Origin of the sequence: Flavobacterium akiainvivens (assembly GCF_001278115.1) — a bacterium.
Taxonomy (GTDB): domain Bacteria; phylum Bacteroidota; class Bacteroidia; order Flavobacteriales; family Flavobacteriaceae; genus Flavobacterium; species Flavobacterium akiainvivens.
On the sequence record NZ_LIYD01000005.1, the window covers coordinates 1451516 to 1470108 of the forward strand.

The window sequence follows — 18593 nt, forward strand, 5'->3', positions numbered from 1 at the left end:
GCTTAACTACTTGATATGGAAATACGGCTATTCCATACTGTGTATATACACCTGTTTTATATGCATCAAATCATTACGAAGCCCGGCAAGAGCGCTAAACCCTTTCAGGTCAAGGCTTGGGTTGCTATATATGTTATTAAACTGATGCATGATATTTCTTTTTTATTTGGTAAAGCACCGCTTGGGCACCGTTTCATTTTCTGAGGCAAAGATAAAGCGGAAAAAAATTAACTTCCAAATTTATTTTTGAATTAAACCATTGATTTTCAATACATTAAACCCGATTTAAAAACATAGAAAATCCTGTCCGCAAAGGTGCAGAATATTGATTTTGCATTAAATGACTGTCTCTCATCCAATTACTTTTCAATGTTATATTTCGCTATCGTAGTTAATCATTAAACATTTTATACGTGATTTTTTTACTTTTTTTTCGATATTGGTTTGTATTTGCTGCTTTTGCATGGGATTTAAACAAAAAAAGCGCCCTGTTTTTACCCAGGACGCTTCTTGTATATTGCTTGTAACGTTAGTTTACACCTTACTTTTCATACAATACATACCGCATCCGTAGCGCATAGCCAGAAGATATCCGTCTTTGCGGTCTGCAATTTGCCCAAAAGGCAGGCTTCTATGTATGCTGTTGTTTGTCATTTCGGGTGCAAATGTAAAAATTTATTTACACGCAACAAGCTGTCCTCTTTATTTCTAACAATAAATTAATTAATCCTCTCGGCTGCCATCGTCGGCCATACGCACCATTTTAGGCGTAAATTTAGCAACTACATCTACCAGTTCCTGTTGCGAAGCCATAACAAGGTTAATATCCTTGTAGGCCATAGGCGCTTCGTCAAGGCCTGCGCCTATCAGGGTTACACCGTGGTCTTTTAATATGGCTTTCATATCATTTTTAGTAATGTTTTTAATGGCCTGCGTACGGCTCATCTGCCTTCCCGCACCGTGCGATGCCGAGTTTAGCGCATTGGCCTCGCCCTTACCCCTCACCAAAAATCCGGGCGCCGTCATACTACCGGGTATGATACCCATAACGCCTTCCGCAGCCGGTGTGGCACCCTTACGGTGCACAATAACCTCCTCGCCATTATACATCTCTTTCCAGGCAAAGTTGTGGTGGTTTTCTACTTTTGCCAGCACGGTTGCACCAAGTGCACGCTCCATTTTATTATGGATAATCTCGTGGCATGCCGATGCATAATCGCCCGCAAGGTTCATGGCAATCCAGTATTCCTGGCCTAAATCAGAGTTCAAATCCAGGTAGGCAAGGTTCTGCGCCACTTCGGGCAGCTTACATACATCTTTCGCCAGCTTGGTATAATGCCCTGCAATGGTGGCACCAAAACCACGCGAACCCGAATGCGTAAGCAATGCTACATATCGCCCTTTCGGGATGTTTAGTATAGCATCGTCTTTCTCAAACTCCATAATACCAAATTCTACAAAGTGGTTACCTCCGCCTGATGTACCCAGTTGCGACCACGCCTTATCCTTAAGGTTCTTTATAAACGGGTTAGTATCAAAACCGGCATCCTGTAGTACTAAGTGATCTGACTTATATTGTCCTGTAAAGCCATGGCCTGCGCCAAATTTAGAGTGGGCAATAAGCTCCCTTTTAAACTTATGTTCGTTTTCATAATAAAAATCCTCGGGTATATCATAAACCGAGAGCGCCATCCTGCAACCAATATCTACACCTACACCATACGGGATAATAGCATTTTTGGTAGCCAGTACACCGCCTATCGGCAGGCCGTAACCCTGGTGGGCATCAGGCATAAGGGCGCCGGCAACGGTTACAGGCAGTTTCATGGCAACCTGCATCTGCTTTTGGGCGCCTTCTTCAATATAGTCGGCTCCGTAAACCGAGTAAGCATCCGGGTTTTCATTCAGCGCAATGAAGTCCTCAGGCTTTTCATTGGCCTTTTCTATCATCGCCACCGCCAGCTTAGCGAATACTTTATGGTCAAGATAATCTTCCGGCGATGCTAATACGGCTGCATAATGCTCCATCATCTGCTCACGGTTAAAGCCGTTTCGGCCGCGGTTTATTTTAAGGGCAATACCCAATATTGCACCTTCGGTGTAGCCTAATGCTATAAGGTCATTTCCGTTGATTGGTGTGCTCATAATTTCATGGTTTATTTTGATGGTACAAAGATGCCACCCCTACTACGCAATGATTTTGCGCAGTAAAAATAAATGTTTTAAATTGCTTAAAATTATTTCCCACAGTCTTTCGACTTTAGACCTTTAAACTTTTGACTTAAAATCCATGTCTCAGAATAAAAACGCCCTCATACGCTACAAAACCATAGACAAATGCCTGCAAAACCGCTATCGCCAGTGGACGCTTGACGACCTTATGGAAGCCTGTAGCGAGGCCCTGTTTGAATATGAGGGCAAAGAAAATACCGTAAGCAAACGCACCACACAGCTGGATATACAGCTTATGCGCAGCGAAAAACTGGGCTACAACGCCCCTATTGTAGTGTATGACAAGAAGTTTTACCGGTATGACGACGAGGAATATTCCATTACCGATATACCCCTTACGGAAACCGACATTAATGTGCTGACCGAAACCGTATCGATGCTCAAACAGTTTAAGGATTTTTCGCTATTTAGCGATGTGTCGGATATTTTGCAGCGCCTTGAAGATAAAATATATGCCGAGAAATCGCATACGCGCCCCGTTATCTATCTCGATAAAAATGAGAACCTTAAGGGCCTGCATTTTCTTGACGTGCTGTACCAGGCCATTGTAAAAAAGGTAATAGTGGTTATGACCTACAAGTCGTTTAAATCAACGGTAGAAAACAGCTTTACGTTTACACCTTTCGTACTGAAGGAATTCAACAACCGCTGGTTCCTGGTGGGCAGGAAACCCGGTACCCGGTCTATATCTAACCTGGCTTTAGACCGCATAATTAGTGTGGATTTTGATTTCAGCCTGCCGTATATTGATGAGGATTTTGATGCCGAACGCTATTATAAAGATGTAATAGGCGTAACCGTAAACGAAGGCCTGCGTGCCGATACCATAAGGTTGTGGATTGACAAAACAAATGCCCCTTATGTTATTACCAAGCCCCTGCACGCCTCTCAGGTTCTGGAAGAACAAAACGAAGACGGGAGTATTATTATTACCATAAAACTAAAGGTAAATTATGAGTTTGAACGGCTTGTACTGGGTTTTGGAGATGGTATTAATGTAGTGTCGCCCAACTATTTCAGACGACGCATAAAAAAGAAACTGGAAGAAGCCCTAAAACATTACACCCCTACTGAAGCACCACAGGATTAGCCTTTTACAGCAAACCGGCTTAGTTTATTAACATCGGGTATTGCAATTTTTTTGCCCGAAAGGCTTATAAGCCCCTGCTTGTTCAGGTCGCTCAGCAGGCGTATACAGCTTTCAGTCGCTGTGCCCACCATACCGGCAAGTTCCTCACGCGACAGCTTTATTTTTAGGCTGTTATCGGTATCGGTACCAAAATCTTTGTAGAGTTGCACCAGGGTTTCGGCAAGGCGCTGCTTAACGGGTTTTTGTGCCATATCTACCAGGTGGTCATCGGCCTGTTTAAGGTCGCCGCACACGGCGCGCATCATGCTAAGCGAAAACTGGTTGTTGGTGTTAAAAAAGCCCATAATCTCACTTTTGGGCACAAAACACACCTGCATATCCTCAAGGGCCACGGCGCTCAGGTTTACAGGTTCTTCACTAATCATAGAGCGCTGGCCCAGCAGTTCGCCCTTTTTAATCAGCTTAACAATCTGCTCATTGCCGTTGGCGCTAAGCTTGGTCATTTTACAAACGCCGTCTTTTATGCAATATACACCGTTAAGGTTTTCGCCTTCAGTAAATATCGATTCGCCTTTTTTAATAATATAAGACGTCTTGCAGTCTGCCATGCGCAACAGCTCATCTTTATTCAGCGCCTTTAAAGAGCTGAATTCGCGTACTATACATTGTTCACATTTACTCATACCTGCGGCAAATTTACTACTACAAATGTATTGAATATATGATAAATATCATACTTTGGGTTAAACCTCCGGCACAATTTTGCATAAGGTAAAATGAGCATCTATGAACACGCAAAACTGTTATCATTGCGGGTTAGGTATAGAAAAAAAAGACGAGGTACTGTTTGACGATAAGCACTTTTGCTGCCTGGGCTGCAAAACCGTGTATGAAATTTTTAGCCTGAACGGCCTTACCGATTACTATACTTTTGAAAAAGCGCCGGGCGCTACACCGCAGGAAACCAACGGAAAATTTGACTTTCTTGATAACGAAGGCATTGTAACCCGCCTTCTGGAATTTCAGGAAGAAACCACCCACATTGTATCACTCTACATCCCCCACATCCATTGCAGCAGCTGCATCTGGATACTGGAAAACCTCAACCGCCTGTGCAAAGGCGTACGGAGTTCTCAGGTAAACTTTTACGAGAAAAAAGCGCGTATTGTTTTCAATCCGCAGGAGGTTACCCTTAAGGAAATCGTACTGCTGCTGTGCGCCATTGGCTATGAGCCCTACATAAGCCTTGAGAATTATGATGCCAAAAAACCGCCCGTAAGCCGCGAGCTTATCTACAAGCTTGGGGTGGCGTTCTTTTGCTTTGGCAATGTAATGCTCCTCTCCTTCCCCGAATATTTTGAGGTGGAAGAATACTGGCTCGACAATTACCGCGGGTTTTTCCGGTGGCTGATTTTTGCGCTGGCACTGCCGTCATTCCTGTATTCGGCCAGCGGATACTATGTGAGTGCCTACAAAAGCCTGCGTGCGGGCATGCTGAATATTGACGTACCCATAGCTCTGGGCCTTGTGGTAATGTTTGTGCGCAGCACGGTAGATATCGTGTTCGACCTCGGCCAAGGCTTTTTCGACAGCCTGTGCGGCCTGGTGTTTTTTATGCTACTGGGGAGGCTATTTCAGCAAAAAACCTACAACTTCCTGTCATTCGAACGCGATTTTAAGTCATACTTCCCCATTGCAGTTACCAAAATAAGCAACCAGGCAGAGGCTTCTATACCTGTATATGAAGTGGCCGTGGGCGACCGCCTGCTCATCCGTAACAACGAACTCATACCTGTAGACGGTATACTTATGAGCCCCGAAGCCCGTATAGACTACAGCTTTGTAACCGGCGAAAGCGAACCCATAACCCGTCAAAGTGGCAACAAAATATATGCCGGGGGCAAGTACATGGGCCGCATGATGGAAATGGAGGTACTGCACACCGTGTCGCAAAGCTACCTTACCCAGCTGTGGGGCAACGAAGTATTCTCTAAAACCGACAAAAAAGACTATAAAACCCTTACCGACACCATAAGCCGTTACTTTACGCCCGTGCTGCTAACCATAGCATTTGTATCGCTGGCCATCTGGCTGTTTATAGATGTGCATACCGCTTTTAACGTGTTTACAGCAGTGCTTATAGTGGCCTGCCCGTGTGCACTGGCACTCAGCGCGCCGTTTACCCTTGGCAACATTCTGCGCATTATGGGCAGCCGCAAACTGTACCTTAAAAACGCCACCGTGGTAGAGCGCATGGCAAAGGCTGATACTATTGTGTTTGATAAAACCGGCACCATTACCACCAATAACAAGTCGGAGATTCTATACGAAGGCGATTTTATTGATGAGAAAGAACTGGCCTTTATAAAATCATTGTTACGAGGCTCTAACCACCCACTGAGCCGCAGGCTGTATGAACACCTGCCAACCGCCAACCTGTTTTTGGTAGATGATTTTAAGGAAGTAACCGGCGGCGGCGTGCAGGGCTACGTGCACGGGTTCTTTATACAGATCGGCTCGGCCAAATTTGTGGGTGCCGATGAAGAAAACAGCCTTCAAACGGCAGTACACGTAAGCTTTAACCGCAACTGGATGGGCAAATACGTGTTCAGCAACCAGTACCGCACGGGGCTTTCGACGTTGTTTAAGGAGCTTGCCAAAACGCATGAGCTTAAAATACTATCGGGCGATAACAAGGGCGAGCGCAACGTACTGCAAAAGCTATTACCCAAGGGTACCGAACTGGTATTCAACCAAAAGCCCGAGCAAAAGCTGGCCTATATAGAAGCCCTTCAAAAACGCGGCAAAAATGTAATTATGGTGGGCGACGGCCTTAACGATGCCGGTGCCCTGGCACAAAGCAACGTGGGCATCTCGGTATCAGAAAATGTAAACGTGTTTTCCCCCGCGTGCGATGGTATACTGGATGCCACGCAGTTCCGAAAGATGGGCTACTTCATAAAGCTGTCCAAAAACGCAGTACTCACCATAAAGATGAGTTTTACGCTCTCACTGTTATACAATGTAGTGGGATTGAGCTTTGCCGTGATGGGACTGCTGAGCCCGCTGTTTGCTGCCATCATCATGCCGCTGAGCACCGTAACCATAGTAAGCTTTGTAACGCTTATGAGTAATTATTTTGCGAGAAGAAGCGGCTGAGCCACTTAGCTGCTGAGTTATTTCGCAAAGATGCGCAAAGAAGGCACAAAGATTTTCACGCGCCACACATCATTTGCCCCTGGCTTCAGCCAGGGAATCAAAAAGCCTCGAAAAAACCCGCCAAGCCTGACAAATATCATGTTTTATCCTACACCGCAAACCTAATTTTGTTAACATAAATTTTAGAAGTATGAGCGTAATTTATGTATTAATCACCATCAGTATCATAGTGGCGCTGGTGTTTTTATATGCCTTTGTAAAGGCTGTAAAACAGGGCCAGTTTGATGACACCTACACCCCTTCTGTACGGATGCTTTTTGAAGACGAAACCAAAAAAGCCGAGACTAACCCCAAAACCGAGAACCAGTAGTTATGGAAATGCAACAGTTTTATTACGATAACAAAATCGTTAAGAAGTTTCTTTATGCCACCATTGTTTTTGGCGTGGTGGGCATGCTGGCTGGTTTGCTGGTGGCAGCGTTTTACCTGTTCCCTAACCTAACGCATGGTATTTCGTGGTTAAGCTACGGCAGGCTAAGGCCGCTGCACACCAATGCCGTGATTTTTGCCTTTGTGGGCAACGCCATGTTTGCAGGTGTGTACTATTCGCTGCAGCGCCTGCTTAAAACCCGTATGTTTAGCGATGTGCTGAGCAACATTAACTTTTGGGGGTGGCAGCTTATAATTGTAGCCGCAGCCATTTCACTCCCTTTAGGCTATACCACTTCTAAAGAATATGCCGAACTCGAATGGCCCATAGATATAGCTATCGCCTTAATTTGGGTAGTGTTTGGTATCAACATGATAGGCACCATTTTACGACGCCGCGAAAGGCACTTATATGTAGCCGTTTGGTTTTACATAGCCACGTTTGTAACGGTAGCCCTGCTGCACATTTTTAACAGCCTTGCACTACCGGTAAGCGGCATGAAAAGCTACTCGGTTTATGCAGGCGTGCAGGATGCGCTGGTACAGTGGTGGTATGGGCACAACGCTGTGGCCTTCTTTTTAACCACACCGTTCCTGGGCTTGATGTACTACTTTATACCCAAAGCGGCAAACAGGCCTGTGTATTCTTACAGGCTGTCTATCATACACTTCTGGTCGCTTATTTTCATCTATATATGGGCCGGGCCGCACCACCTGTTGTACTCTGCATTGCCGGACTGGGCGCAGAACCTGGGCGTGGTGTTCTCTATCATGCTGATTGCCCCGTCTTGGGGTGGTATGATAAACGGCCTCTTAACGCTGCGCGGCGCGTGGGACAAGGTACGTCAAAGCGCAGTACTCAAGTTCTTTGTGGTAGCCATTACCGGTTATGGTATGGCAACGTTTGAAGGCCCTATGCTTTCGCTGAAAAACGTAAATGCCATTGGCCACTTTACCGACTGGATTATTGCCCACGTGCACGTTGGCGCCCTTGCCTGGAACGGTTTTATGGCCTTCGGTATGGTGTACTGGCTAATACCTAAGCTTACAAAAAGCAAGCTGTACAGCGAAAAACTGGCAAACGTGCACTTCTGGATGGGTACACTGGGTATTATAATGTATGCACTGCCCATGTATGTTGCCGGTTTCGTTCAGGCCGGTATGTGGAAAGAATTTAACCCTGATGGTACCCTTAAGTACGGTAATTTTCTTGAAACGGTTAAAGCCATTATGCCCATGTACTGGATGAGGGCCATAGGCGGTACGTTATACGTAATAGGCTTACTGATACTGGTATACAACATTATACAAACCGTGCGCAAAGGCCACAGCATTCAGGATGAAGCCGCCGAAGCCCCTGCACTGCAAAAAATAAGCACCAAAAGGCTTAAAGGTGAAAAATGGCATGGCTGGCTGGAACGCAGGCCCATACAGCTTACCATACTGGCTACCGTAGCCGTTACCATAGGTGGTTTAATACAAATAGTACCTACCATAATGGTTAAGAGCAACATACCTACCATAAGCACCGTAAAACCCTATACCCCGCTTGAGCTTGAAGGCCGCGACCTGTACATCCGCGAAGGGTGTGTGGGCTGCCACTCTCAAATGATACGCCCTTTCCGCAGTGAGGTTGAGCGCTATGGCGAATATTCTAAATCAGGCGAATATGTGTACGACCACCCGTTCCTTTGGGGCAGTAAGCGCACCGGTCCGGACCTCTTCCGCGTAGGAGGTAAATATTCGGATAACTGGCATTTTAACCATATGTGGGATCCGCAGAGTGTATCTGAAGGCAGTATAATGCCGGCATACCCGTGGCTGTTTGATAATGAAAAGGCTGATTACAGCGACCTGCAAAAGAAAATGGAGGTTATGGTGCAACTGGGCGTTCCGTATACCCAGGCCGATATTGCCAATGCACAAAAGACCCTTGAGGCACAAGCCGCTAAAATTGAGGCCAACCTGCACGCCGACCCTGATTTTGTAAAAAATTACGAAGCCAGTAAAAAGGCCGCCGCAGCTAAAGGCGAGGAGTTTGTAGCCATGAAAGACCGCGAAATTACAGCGCTTATTGCCTACCTGCAACGCCTGGGCACCGATATCAAGATCAAGAAACCTGTAGCCGAACCTAAAAACTAACTACCATGCTAAAGTTTGTAAAACATAACCTTGAGAGTATTGCAGGGGTTGAAATATACCCCATACTCTCGCTGCTTATCTTCTTTATATTTTTTGTGGCACTGTACACCTGGACATATACCTACAAAAAAGAAAAGATTAACGAAATGAGCAGGCTGCCACTGGCCGATAACAACGAGGAAGAGTACCTATAACCTTAAACACTAAAAGCATCATGAAAAAATTCATTCCTGTATATGTAAGGGTGCCGCTGCTGTTTGCACTGGTGTTTATGGCCCTGGAATTCTTTATTGATTCCGGAGACCGCCCGGCCTTTATAAAATATCCGCTGGTATCACTATTCCTGGGTGTGTTCCTGTTCATACAAATAGCCATAGAAATTGTAGTAATGGCTATAGACAACGTTACCTACAGCCTGCTTACCGATGAACAAAAAGCAAAGCTGGCCGAAGCCGATGCCATAGATTATAAGGAAAGTGCATGGTTTAAAAAACTCAAAGGCTTCTTCATTAAAACCAAACCTATTGAAGAAGAAGGCGAAATTATCATGAACCATAATTATGATGGTATCCATGAACTTGACAATGTGCTGCCACCGTGGTGGGTAAAGCTGTTTTATGTGTGTATTTTGTTTGCTGTGGTATACCTGGTGCGCTACCACATAGCAGGCGATAAAAACCAGGTACAGGAGTTTGAGCAGGAAATGGCCGAGGCCAAAATAGCGGTTGAAGAATATAAAAAGACTGCTAAAGACCTTATTGATGCCAATAGTGTTACACAACTTACTGAAGCTGCCGACCTGGCATCAGGTAAAAAAATATTCCAGGATAACTGTGTGGCATGCCACCGTGCCGATGGCGGCGGGCAAATAGGCCCTAACCTTACCGATGAATACTGGCTGCTGGGCGGCGGTATTAAAAACGTGTTCCACACCATTACTGAGGGCGGCCGCGACGGCAAGGGTATGGTAGCCTGGAAAGGCACGCTTAAACCATCTGAAATACAGTTGGTGGCAAGCTATGTACTGTCGCTTAAAGGCAGTAACCCACCCGAACCTAAAGAACCGCAGGGCGACATTTGGAAAGAAGAAGCCAAACCCGCAGAACCTGCTAAATAAACAGATTGAATTATGTCTACAAGGTATGAGCAACGGCATAATGATAATGAATTCAGGGACCACATTGCAACAATAGACGATAAAGGCAAACGCGCCTGGGTATTTCCTAAAAAGCCATCGGGTAAATGGTATGGGTACCGCAAAACGCTAAGTTGGTTCCTCCTTGCATTTTTATTTGCTGCGCCGTTTGTAAAAATCAACGGCAACCAGTTCTTATTATTTAATGTTATAGAGCGCCGGTTCAGCATTTTTGGGTTTCCGTTCTGGCCACAGGATTTCCACCTGTTTGTAATCAGTATGGTTATAGGTGTGGTGTTTGTGGCGCTGTTTACGGTGGCATTTGGCCGTATTTTCTGCGGATGGATATGCCCGCAAACCATCTTTATGGAAATGGTGTTCCGCCGTATAGAATTCTGGATTGAGGGCGACCGCAATGCCCAGATGAAACTGGCCAAACAGGAGTGGAATGCCGAGAAGATCCGAAAAAAAGGCCTTAAGTGGTTTATGTTCTTTGTCATATCATTTGTCATAGCCAATGTATTCCTGGCCTATGTTACCGGCAGCGACGAGCTACTGCAAATGGTTACCGAAGGCCCCGAAAAGAATATGGGCACGCTTGTGGCGTTGCTCATTTTTACAGCGGTGTTTTACTTTATATACGGGTGGTTCCGCGAGCAGGTATGTATTATTGCTTGCCCTTACGGGAGGTTGCAGGGCGCGCTGCTGGACGACAAAAGCGTTATTGTAGCCTACGACCACGTGCGCGGCGAAGGCGAAAAAGGCCGTGGCCGCATGGTAAAAAATGAAGTGCGCCCTACAGTAGGCAAAGGCGACTGCATAGACTGCAAGCTGTGTGTGGCCGTGTGCCCTACGGGGATTGATATACGCAACGGTACACAGCTGGAGTGTATTAACTGCACGGCCTGTATAGACGAGTGCAACACCGTTATGGATAAGGTGGGCTTCCCGCAGGGGCTCATTCGCTATGCCAGCGAGGCAGAAATTACCAAAAAGGAGAAATTTACCTTTACCAACAGGATGAAGGGCTACACCGCCGTACTGGTTATACTTATGGGTGTATTTACAGGTATGTTGTTTCTGCGCAACAGCGTGCAGGCTACCGTACTAAGATTACCCGGACAACTGTATGAGCACAAGGGAAGCAACATAAGCAACGTGTATACCTTTAAGATACTGAACAAAACAGAGAACGATATTGATAATGTGCGCTTTAAGTTAGAGAACGTAAAAGGCACCGTAAAAATGGTGGGTAAGCAAACCCTTACCCTGCCAAAGGCCGGTACCACACAGGGCACATTGTTTATTGAAATTAACCAGGCTTTACTGGAAAAAGACAAAACTAAAATTGTGCTGGGCGTGTACCGGGGCGATAAACGGATTGATACCGAAAGTACCAATTTCCTTGGGCCGCGCACCTTTAACTAAAACTACAATAGTATGAAACTGAAATTTAACTGGGGAACCGGGATTGTAATAGCCATTGTCTGCTTTATGGGCTTTATATTATTCTTTATTATAAAAGTACAAAGCAACAGCCTGTATGATAACGAGCTGGTAGTAGCAGAATACTACAAACAGGAACGCGGCCTTGACGCCGAGCTGGAAAGCGAGCAAAACGCTGCCGGGCTTGTGCACAATGTAACCATAGAAAATACGGCTACAGATATTAAAATAACCTTCCCCGAGGGATTTGATTATAAACAGATTACAGGACAAGTGTCCCTATACAGGCCGTCGAGCCAGAAGCTTGATTTTGAAATACCCGTTTCACTATCAGGTTCATACATGCTCATACCTAAAAGTGAATTGGCCGGCGGCCGCTGGGACATTACCCTTGACTGGAACTATAACGGCAAGGCTTACAGGACAAAAGAGATGTTTAATTTTTAGTTAATAGTTTACAGTTGACGGTTTACAGTACACAGTTGCCAATCTATCTAAATCAGGCACAGGCAAAAACTGTTAGCTGTAAACTGTAAACTTATAACTCTCAAGACTGTAAACCGTAAACTGTCAACTTATGATTCCCGCCCTACTTCTCGGGCTTGTAAGCAGCCTGCACTGCATGGGCATGTGCGGGCCCATAGCCATGATGCTGCCGGTAGACCACAACAACCCGGCTAAAAAAGCATCTCAAATACTGCTCTACCACTTAGGGCGCATAACAGCTTATGCGTCGTTAGGATTGGTTTTCGGGCTGCTGGGTAAAGGGTTTTACCTGGCCGGTATGCAACAGCAATTATCTATCCTGGCCGGTGTGGTAATGATAACCATTGCCATAGTACCCGAGCGTATTTTTGCTAAATACAACTTCTCCAAACCCGTTTACAGGGTGCTATCCAACATAAAATCGGCATTAGGCAGCCAGTTCCGTAAACGCAGCTACAAGGCACTGTTTGTAACAGGGTTGCTCAACGGATTTTTACCGTGCGGACTGGTGTATGCTGCGCTGTTCGGGGCGCTGGCCATGCCTAATATTGCCTATAGCATAAGCTTTATGGCGTTATACGGCCTGGGCACCATCCCGCTTATGAGTATTGTAGTGTATACCTCTTCTTTCTTAAAAGCATCATGGCGTAATACCATTGTAAAAATTGTACCGGTTGCAGCGGCGTGCATTGGGGTGCTTTTTATACTACGTGGGCTGGGTTTAGGCATACCGTTTGTATCACCCGGCAACATGAGCCTGTTTGTAATGCAAATGCCAAATTGTGGATAGTATATTTAGCCACGAATTATCATGAACTCATTTATAAAAAATCGTGATAATTCGTGTAATTTGTGGCTAAAACTATAAAAAAAGCTCCCAATCGGGAGCTTTTCATTATATGGTCATAGAGAATAGCTGCGTTTCGGGGGCTTTCCGTTTTAGCCGCAGGTCAAATGCCATACAAATATTCCGTACAAAGGGCTTCCCTTTTTGGGTAACAATTATCTTGTTTTTACCAAATTCCAGCAGGCCGTCTTTCTCCATTTCAATCAGGCTGTTTAACACTTGCGGCAGGGCTTCAAACCAGCCGTGGCGTTCGTTCCAGGCGGTTTCAAAACGGCACATAAGGTGTAAAATGTGTTTGCGTATTACCAGGTCTTCATCGGTAAGCACATGCCCGCGGAACACCGGCAGCTCGCCCTCTTCTACCCTTTTGTAATAATCTTCGAGGGTCTTTTCATTTTGGGCAAAGGCATACCAGCTGTCGCTTATAGCGCTTACCCCCAGGCCTATCATAAGCTGTGTTTTAGAAGAGCAATAGCCCATAAAGTTACGGTGCAGGCCTCCTTCTTTAAAAGCAGTAAACATATTGTCAGACTTTAAAGCAAAATGGTCCATCCCTATTTCTTCATAACCGTGTAGTGCCAACAGTTTTTTCCCGGTTTCATACAGCAGGCGTTTTTCATTATCCTTGGGCAGGTTTTCATCATCAAAACCGCGCTGGCCCAGGCCTTTTATCCAGGGCACGTGGGCATAGCTGTAAAACGAGATACGGTCAGGCCCCAGCGCACGGGTTTTCTCAATAGTATCAACAATATTTTCAATATTCTGGAACGGCAGGCCAAACACTAAGTCATGGCTTATAGAGGTATAACCTATCTCTCGCGCCCAAAACGTAACCTTGGCAACGTTGTGAAAGGGCTGCATACGGTTAATGGCTTTTTGCACGGTTTCGTTATAATCCTGCACACCAAAGCTTACCCTGCGGAAACCCAGGTTGTAGAGGGTTTGTAGATGTTCGCGGGTAGTATTATTAGGGTGGCCTTCAAAGCTAAACTCATAGCCGGGGGCCTTGATGCCCCTGTCAAAAATACCGTTCACCAGTATTTCGAGGTTTTGGGGGCTAAAAAAGGTGGGCGTACCGCCACCAAGGTGCAGTTCTTTAATTAACGGCTTTTGCACAAGCACATCGCAATACATGGCCCACTCGTTAAGCACGGCCGTTATATAAGCTGTTTCTACCTCATGGCGACGGGTTATGCGCTTATTGCAGCCGCAAAACGTGCACATACTCTCGCAAAACGGCAGGTGAATGTACAGGCTAATGCCTTCAGATGCGTTGCTTTCTGTAAAAGACTGTATAAAACTTTCTTTCCAGCGCTGGTTGGTAAAACCACTGTTGTCCCAGTAAGGCACTGTAGGATAGCTGGTATAGCGAGGCCCCGGAACATTGTACTTGCTTATTATATTGCTTTGCATAACCGTATTTTTGAGGCAAAGCTATGGCCGGGCAACCGCCTAAAGAATGATAAATATCATACCTTAAAATAAGCTACACATAATTTTTCTGGTATTGCAGGGGTGTCATTTTCATAACATCCTTAAAACATTTATGAAAGCTGGCTGCGTTATAAAACCCGCATTCAAAACATATTTCCTTAATGCTTAGCCGGTTTTCAATCAGCAGGCGGCAGGCATGGCCTATGCGTATTTCGTTTACAAAAACCGTATAGGTTTTACCCGTTTTAGATTTGAAGAATTTACAAAAGGCACTCTCAGTCAGCTGTGCAAGCTTTGCCACCTCCTGCAATTCAATCTTGCGGCGGTAGTGGCTTATGCTGTAGTTGTACACCTTTTGCAGGCGGTTTTTTTCGGTTTCCTGAAAATCGGCTTTAAAGCCAATAGATACCAACGGTTTTCTCTCTGTAATGCCAATAGCCAGCAACGCCTGCAATAGTGTAATAATACGGTGCGTGCCGGTTTGGTTTACGCAGGCTGCTATCAGCGCAGCTATAGTGGCGGAATCTTCCGTAACCTGTATGCCCCTTGCTGCGGCTTCTATAACCTTTTTTAAATCGGTATTTTCGGGCAGTTGCAGGAAATCCTTACCCAAAAAATCTTTTTTAAAATGCACCACATATACCTCTACCTCCCCTGCGTTATCATCAGTAAAATAACTGTCGTCAAACTGCCAGTAATGCGGCAGGTTGCTGCCTATAAGCGCTACTGTACCACCCGAAAACGCCTGTATGCTGTCGCCAATAAACTGTGTGCCACTGCCTTTTTTAATGTAAATAAGCTCCAGCTCGTCATGATAGTGCCAGTGGTTGTTTACATCGGGCTCCACATCGCGCCGGGCACTGAATGACTGGCTTGCCGCCGAGGTTATATTAAGGTAATGGGGCTTCATTAAAGTAAGGTATTTATAGCTAAACTTAAACCAAAAGACAATTATACAACAATTACGTTTACTATTTGGATAACCACGCACAATTTTGACCCATATCTTTTAATTTAATTTGTAAATACATCAAACGTTATAGTTTTATAACCTTACTATGAACATAAATAATACCGAAATAAAACCAAACCCTAAAGGGGGCAATTACCTGTTGCCGCTTATACTGGTTACCAGCCTTTTCTTTTTTTGGGGTTTTATACACAACCTCGACCCTATCCTTATCCCGCACCTTAAAAAAGTCTTTACCCTAAACGACCTTGAGACCGCTTTTGTAGATTTCTCGGTATTTATAGCCTATTTTATCATGGCGCTGCCAGCCGGATATTTTATGCGCAGGTACGGCTACAAGAATGGCATAATCATAGGCCTTGTATTGTTTGCCATAGGTTCGTTTTTGTTTATACCGGCGGCAAACACACAACAATATGTATTCTTTTTAGGGGCATTGTTTGTTATTGCCTGTGGGCTTACCTTTCTTGAAACCGCGGCAAACCCTTATGTTACCATACTTGGCAAGCCGGAAACCGCCACACAAAGGCTTAACTTCTCGCAGTCATTTAACGGGCTTGCGGCATTTTTAGCACCGGTTATTGGGGGTAAATTTATCCTGTCGGATGTAAATTACACCGAAGAACAACTGGCTGCCATGCTGCCCGAAGACAAAAAAGCCTACCTGATTGCCGAGGCCGCCACCGTTAAAGGGCCTTACCTTGTGCTGGGCATCCTTATCTGTATCATAACCGTATTGGTATTATTCACTAAACTACCTGACATTAAACACGAAGAAGAATCTAACGAGGGGGGCTCTATCATAAAAGCCTTCAGGCACCGCCACCTGAAATGGGCGGTTATAGCACAGTTTTTTTACATAGGTGCCCAAATATGCGTGTTGAGTTTCTTTATACGCTTTGTAACCACATCGGCGGGCATAAGCCAGAGTGAGGCCACCTGGTATGCAGGCGGTGCGGGCCTTGCTTTTATGCTTGGCAGGTTTGGGGGCACATTCCTAATGCAGTTTTTAGCACCCCACAGGCTACTGATGCTATATGCTGCAATCAGCGCCCTGCTATCAGTAATCGCCATTTTTGGCAGCGGCATGATAACCGTTTATGCGCTTATTGGTGTTGCCTTTTTTATGTCGGTTATGTTCCCAACCATATTTTCTTTGGGTATCAGCGGGCTTGGTCACGATACAAAAATAGGTTCATCGCTTATTGTAATGAGCATTGTGGGCGGGGCTGTCCTGCCGCTTGGCCTGGGGTATATTTCAGATGTTACCGGCAGCATACAATACGGTTATTTAGTGCCGCTTGCATGCTTTTTAGTAGTGTTTATATATGCTTTTAAATTCTGGAAACCAATAAACAACAATACATTATCTTAACTATAACTTTACAACAGAGACTAACCCAAATATGAAGAATGTTGTTTTAAAAATTAACCCCGCCGATAACGTGCTGGTAGCCCTGCAGGACATTCCGCAAGGCGCTACAGTAGACTTTGAAGGGACACCCTACACTGTTACCGAAGCAATACCTGCCAAGCACAAGTTCTTTATGCAGGATATGGCCACCGGCGATGAGATTTTTATGTATGGCGTATTGGTGGGCAAGGTACAATATAACGTGGCCAAAGGTGCGCGTATGAGTACTGATAACACCAAGCATGCTGCCGAGCCTTATGCTTATCGCGAAAGCAATTACACCTGGCACGCCCCTGACGTTTCTAAATTTGAAAACCGCACGTTTAAGGGCTACCACCGCAGTAACGGGCAGGTAGGCACGGCCAATTACTGGCTGTTTATTCCCACTGTTTTCTGTGAGAACCGTAACTTAGATATCATAAAAGAGTCGCTGTATGGCGAGCTGGGTTATGCGGTAGACGACAAATACAAATCATATACCCACAAAATAGTTGAGGCGTTTAATAATGGCGAGGATATCAATTCCGTAAGCCTTGCGCCATCGCCCATTGCTGCTGACAACAGGCTTTTTAAGAATGTTGACGGCATTAAATTCCTGAACCATCAGGGAGGTTGCGGCGGTACGCGCCAGGATGCCGACACCCTGAGCAAGCTTCTTGCCGCCTATGCCGACCACCCCAATGTGGCAGGTATAACGGTATTGAGCCTGGGCTGCCAGCACCTTCAGGTTGAGAATTTTAAGGACGACCTTTTTGAGCGTAACCCTGCATTTGATAAGCCGCTGCTTGTTTTTGAGCAACAAAAAACCGTTAGCGAAGAACAACTGATACAGGATGCCATTAAGCAAACCTTTTTGGGCCTGATGGAAATAAACAAATTTGAACGTACCAACGCGCCTTTAAGCAAGCTAACCGTAGGCGTAAAATGCGGCGGCAGCGATGGTTTTAGCGGCATTTCGGCTAACCCGGCGGTGGGCCATTGTGCTGACCTGCTGGTGGGGCTTGGCGCCAAAGTACTACTGGCTGAATTCCCCGAACTTTGCGGTGTGGAACAGGAACTTATAGACCGTTCTGTAAGCAAGCCGGTGGCCGAAAAATTCATTAAATTAATGACCGAATACGATGCCCTGGCACATAAAGTGGGCTCGGGATTTTTTATGAACCCATCGCCCGGCAATATAAAAGACGGCCTGATTACCGATGCTATTAAGAGCGCCGGTGCGGCTAAAAAAGCGGGTTCTGCACCCGTGGTAGATGTGCTTGATTATACTGAGCCAGCTACAAAACCCGGCCTGAGCCTGGTGTGCACTCCCGGCAATGATGTGGAAGCCACAACCGGAAAAGCCGCCAGCGGTGCAACACTTATACTGTTTACAACCGGCCTGGGCACACCAACCGGCAACCCGGTATGCCCTACTATAAAAGTGGCAACCAACTCGGCGTTGGCAAACCGCATGGCCGATATTATAGATATAGATACCGGCCCGGTTATAAGCGGCGAAAAAACCATTGCCCAAATGGGCGAAGACATACTGGAATATTGTATACGTGCTGCAAGCGGGCTCGAAATACCCAAGGCGGTACAGCTCAACCAGGATGATTTTATTCCGTGGAAACGGGGGGTCAGTTTGTAAATGGATTATTAGATTGTTGGATAGTTCGATTATTCGACTGTATGAAAAAGATTTGTCGATTATCGGATTATTCGATGACACATATAAAGCAAACATCGAATTATCGAAAATCTAATAATCCAACAATCTAATTATCGATCGTCGAACTATCGAAAAATCCAATAATCGAAAAATCG

Annotated in this window: 16 protein-coding genes; 11 read left to right on the forward strand and 5 right to left on the reverse strand. The window is 45.5% G+C overall.

Annotation, left to right across the window (positions count from 1 at the left end):
* Positions 1-27 precede the first annotated feature (27 nt).
* Positions 28-150 carry a hypothetical protein gene (locus AM279_RS20940; protein ID WP_262494124.1) on the reverse strand — a complete coding sequence of 41 codons (123 nt, stop codon included), beginning with the start codon at positions 148-150 and terminating at the stop codon, positions 28-30.
* A gap of 573 nt (positions 151-723) precedes the next feature.
* Positions 724-2145 carry an RtcB family protein gene (locus tag AM279_RS06420; RefSeq protein WP_054406920.1) on the reverse strand — a complete coding sequence of 474 codons (1422 nt, stop codon included), beginning with the start codon at positions 2143-2145 and terminating at the stop codon, positions 724-726.
* A 145-nt stretch (positions 2146-2290) separates the two neighbouring features.
* Here AM279_RS06420 and AM279_RS06425 point away from each other — a divergent pair, with 145 nt between their 5' ends.
* Positions 2291-3322, forward strand: coding sequence for a helix-turn-helix transcriptional regulator (locus AM279_RS06425; RefSeq protein WP_054406921.1), 1032 nt, complete (start codon positions 2291-2293; stop codon positions 3320-3322).
* Here AM279_RS06425 and AM279_RS06430 read toward each other — a convergent pair.
* Complete coding sequence (locus AM279_RS06430) at positions 3319-4005, reverse strand: Crp/Fnr family transcriptional regulator (protein WP_054406922.1); 687 nt, start codon at positions 4003-4005, stop codon at positions 3319-3321. The genes AM279_RS06425 and AM279_RS06430 overlap by 4 nt on opposite strands.
* Positions 4006-4108: 103 nt before the next feature.
* Here AM279_RS06430 and AM279_RS06435 point away from each other — a divergent pair, with 103 nt between their 5' ends.
* The 8 genes from AM279_RS06435 (at position 4109) to AM279_RS06470 (ending at position 12909) form a co-directional block, all read left to right on the forward strand.
* Positions 4109-6481, forward strand: coding sequence for a heavy metal translocating P-type ATPase (locus tag AM279_RS06435; protein WP_054406923.1), 2373 nt, complete (start codon positions 4109-4111; stop codon positions 6479-6481).
* 190 nt (positions 6482-6671) lie between these two features.
* Positions 6672-6851: a cbb3-type cytochrome oxidase assembly protein CcoS gene (gene ccoS, locus AM279_RS06440; RefSeq protein ID WP_054406924.1), complete on the forward strand. Its 180-nt coding sequence runs from the start codon at positions 6672-6674 to the stop codon at positions 6849-6851.
* A 2-nt stretch (positions 6852-6853) separates the two neighbouring features.
* A complete protein-coding gene (gene ccoN, locus AM279_RS06445; RefSeq protein WP_054406925.1) occupies positions 6854-9052 on the forward strand; it encodes a cytochrome-c oxidase, cbb3-type subunit I in 2199 nt (732 codons plus the stop codon).
* A gap of 5 nt (positions 9053-9057) precedes the next feature.
* A complete protein-coding gene (locus AM279_RS06450; protein WP_054406926.1) occupies positions 9058-9246 on the forward strand; it encodes a CcoQ/FixQ family Cbb3-type cytochrome c oxidase assembly chaperone in 189 nt (62 codons plus the stop codon).
* Positions 9247-9266: 20 nt separating this feature from the next.
* The gene (locus tag AM279_RS06455; protein WP_054406927.1) at positions 9267-10169 is read left to right on the forward strand and encodes a cbb3-type cytochrome c oxidase N-terminal domain-containing protein; all 903 of its coding nucleotides are present in this window, start codon (positions 9267-9269) and stop codon (positions 10167-10169) included.
* Between the two features lie 12 nt (positions 10170-10181).
* Positions 10182-11615 carry a cytochrome c oxidase accessory protein CcoG gene (ccoG, locus tag AM279_RS06460; RefSeq protein WP_054406928.1) on the forward strand — a complete coding sequence of 478 codons (1434 nt, stop codon included), beginning with the start codon at positions 10182-10184 and terminating at the stop codon, positions 11613-11615.
* A 12-nt stretch (positions 11616-11627) separates the two neighbouring features.
* A complete protein-coding gene (locus tag AM279_RS06465; RefSeq protein ID WP_316948650.1) occupies positions 11628-12080 on the forward strand; it encodes a FixH family protein in 453 nt (150 codons plus the stop codon).
* Positions 12081-12210: 130 nt separating this feature from the next.
* Positions 12211-12909 (forward strand): sulfite exporter TauE/SafE family protein, encoded by a 699-nt coding sequence (locus tag AM279_RS06470; RefSeq protein WP_054406929.1) that lies wholly within the window; start codon positions 12211-12213, stop codon positions 12907-12909.
* Between the two features lie 105 nt (positions 12910-13014).
* Here AM279_RS06470 and hemN read toward each other — a convergent pair whose 3' ends face one another.
* Positions 13015-14379, reverse strand: coding sequence for an oxygen-independent coproporphyrinogen III oxidase (gene hemN / locus AM279_RS06475; protein ID WP_054406930.1), 1365 nt, complete (start codon positions 14377-14379; stop codon positions 13015-13017).
* A gap of 73 nt (positions 14380-14452) precedes the next feature.
* Entirely contained in the window at positions 14453-15310 is an 858-nt protein-coding gene (locus tag AM279_RS06480) for an AraC family transcriptional regulator (RefSeq protein WP_054406931.1), read from the reverse strand.
* A gap of 148 nt (positions 15311-15458) precedes the next feature.
* On the opposite strand from AM279_RS06480, the gene fucP reads away from it, so the two are divergent.
* Together fucP and AM279_RS06490 are read left to right on the forward strand one after the other, a co-directional pair.
* On the forward strand, positions 15459-16745 hold the full coding sequence (fucP, locus tag AM279_RS06485) for an L-fucose:H+ symporter permease (RefSeq protein ID WP_054406932.1): 1287 nt from the start codon (positions 15459-15461) through the stop codon (positions 16743-16745).
* A 31-nt stretch (positions 16746-16776) separates the two neighbouring features.
* Positions 16777-18417 carry a UxaA family hydrolase gene (locus AM279_RS06490; protein ID WP_054406933.1) on the forward strand — a complete coding sequence of 547 codons (1641 nt, stop codon included), beginning with the start codon at positions 16777-16779 and terminating at the stop codon, positions 18415-18417.
* Positions 18418-18593: the final 176 nt, after the last annotated feature.

Coding starts and splice junctions, on each gene's coding strand:
- AM279_RS20940 (WP_262494124.1), bottom strand. CDS start 150: ATGCATCAGTTTAATAACATATATAGCAACCCAAGCCTTGACCTGAAA.
- AM279_RS06420 (WP_054406920.1), bottom strand. CDS start 2,145: ATGAGCACACCAATCAACGGAAATGACCTTATAGCATTAGGCTACACC.
- AM279_RS06425 (WP_054406921.1), top strand. CDS start 2,291: ATGTCTCAGAATAAAAACGCCCTCATACGCTACAAAACCATAGACAAA.
- AM279_RS06430 (WP_054406922.1), bottom strand. CDS start 4,005: ATGAGTAAATGTGAACAATGTATAGTACGCGAATTCAGCTCTTTAAAG.
- AM279_RS06435 (WP_054406923.1), top strand. CDS start 4,109: ATGAACACGCAAAACTGTTATCATTGCGGGTTAGGTATAGAAAAAAAA.
- ccoS (WP_054406924.1), top strand. CDS start 6,672: ATGAGCGTAATTTATGTATTAATCACCATCAGTATCATAGTGGCGCTG.
- ccoN (WP_054406925.1), top strand. CDS start 6,854: ATGGAAATGCAACAGTTTTATTACGATAACAAAATCGTTAAGAAGTTT.
- AM279_RS06450 (WP_054406926.1), top strand. CDS start 9,058: ATGCTAAAGTTTGTAAAACATAACCTTGAGAGTATTGCAGGGGTTGAA.
- AM279_RS06455 (WP_054406927.1), top strand. CDS start 9,267: ATGAAAAAATTCATTCCTGTATATGTAAGGGTGCCGCTGCTGTTTGCA.
- ccoG (WP_054406928.1), top strand. CDS start 10,182: ATGTCTACAAGGTATGAGCAACGGCATAATGATAATGAATTCAGGGAC.
- AM279_RS06465 (WP_316948650.1), top strand. CDS start 11,628: ATGAAACTGAAATTTAACTGGGGAACCGGGATTGTAATAGCCATTGTC.
- AM279_RS06470 (WP_054406929.1), top strand. CDS start 12,211: ATGATTCCCGCCCTACTTCTCGGGCTTGTAAGCAGCCTGCACTGCATG.
- hemN (WP_054406930.1), bottom strand. CDS start 14,379: ATGCAAAGCAATATAATAAGCAAGTACAATGTTCCGGGGCCTCGCTAT.
- AM279_RS06480 (WP_054406931.1), bottom strand. CDS start 15,310: ATGAAGCCCCATTACCTTAATATAACCTCGGCGGCAAGCCAGTCATTC.
- fucP (WP_054406932.1), top strand. CDS start 15,459: ATGAACATAAATAATACCGAAATAAAACCAAACCCTAAAGGGGGCAAT.
- AM279_RS06490 (WP_054406933.1), top strand. CDS start 16,777: ATGAAGAATGTTGTTTTAAAAATTAACCCCGCCGATAACGTGCTGGTA.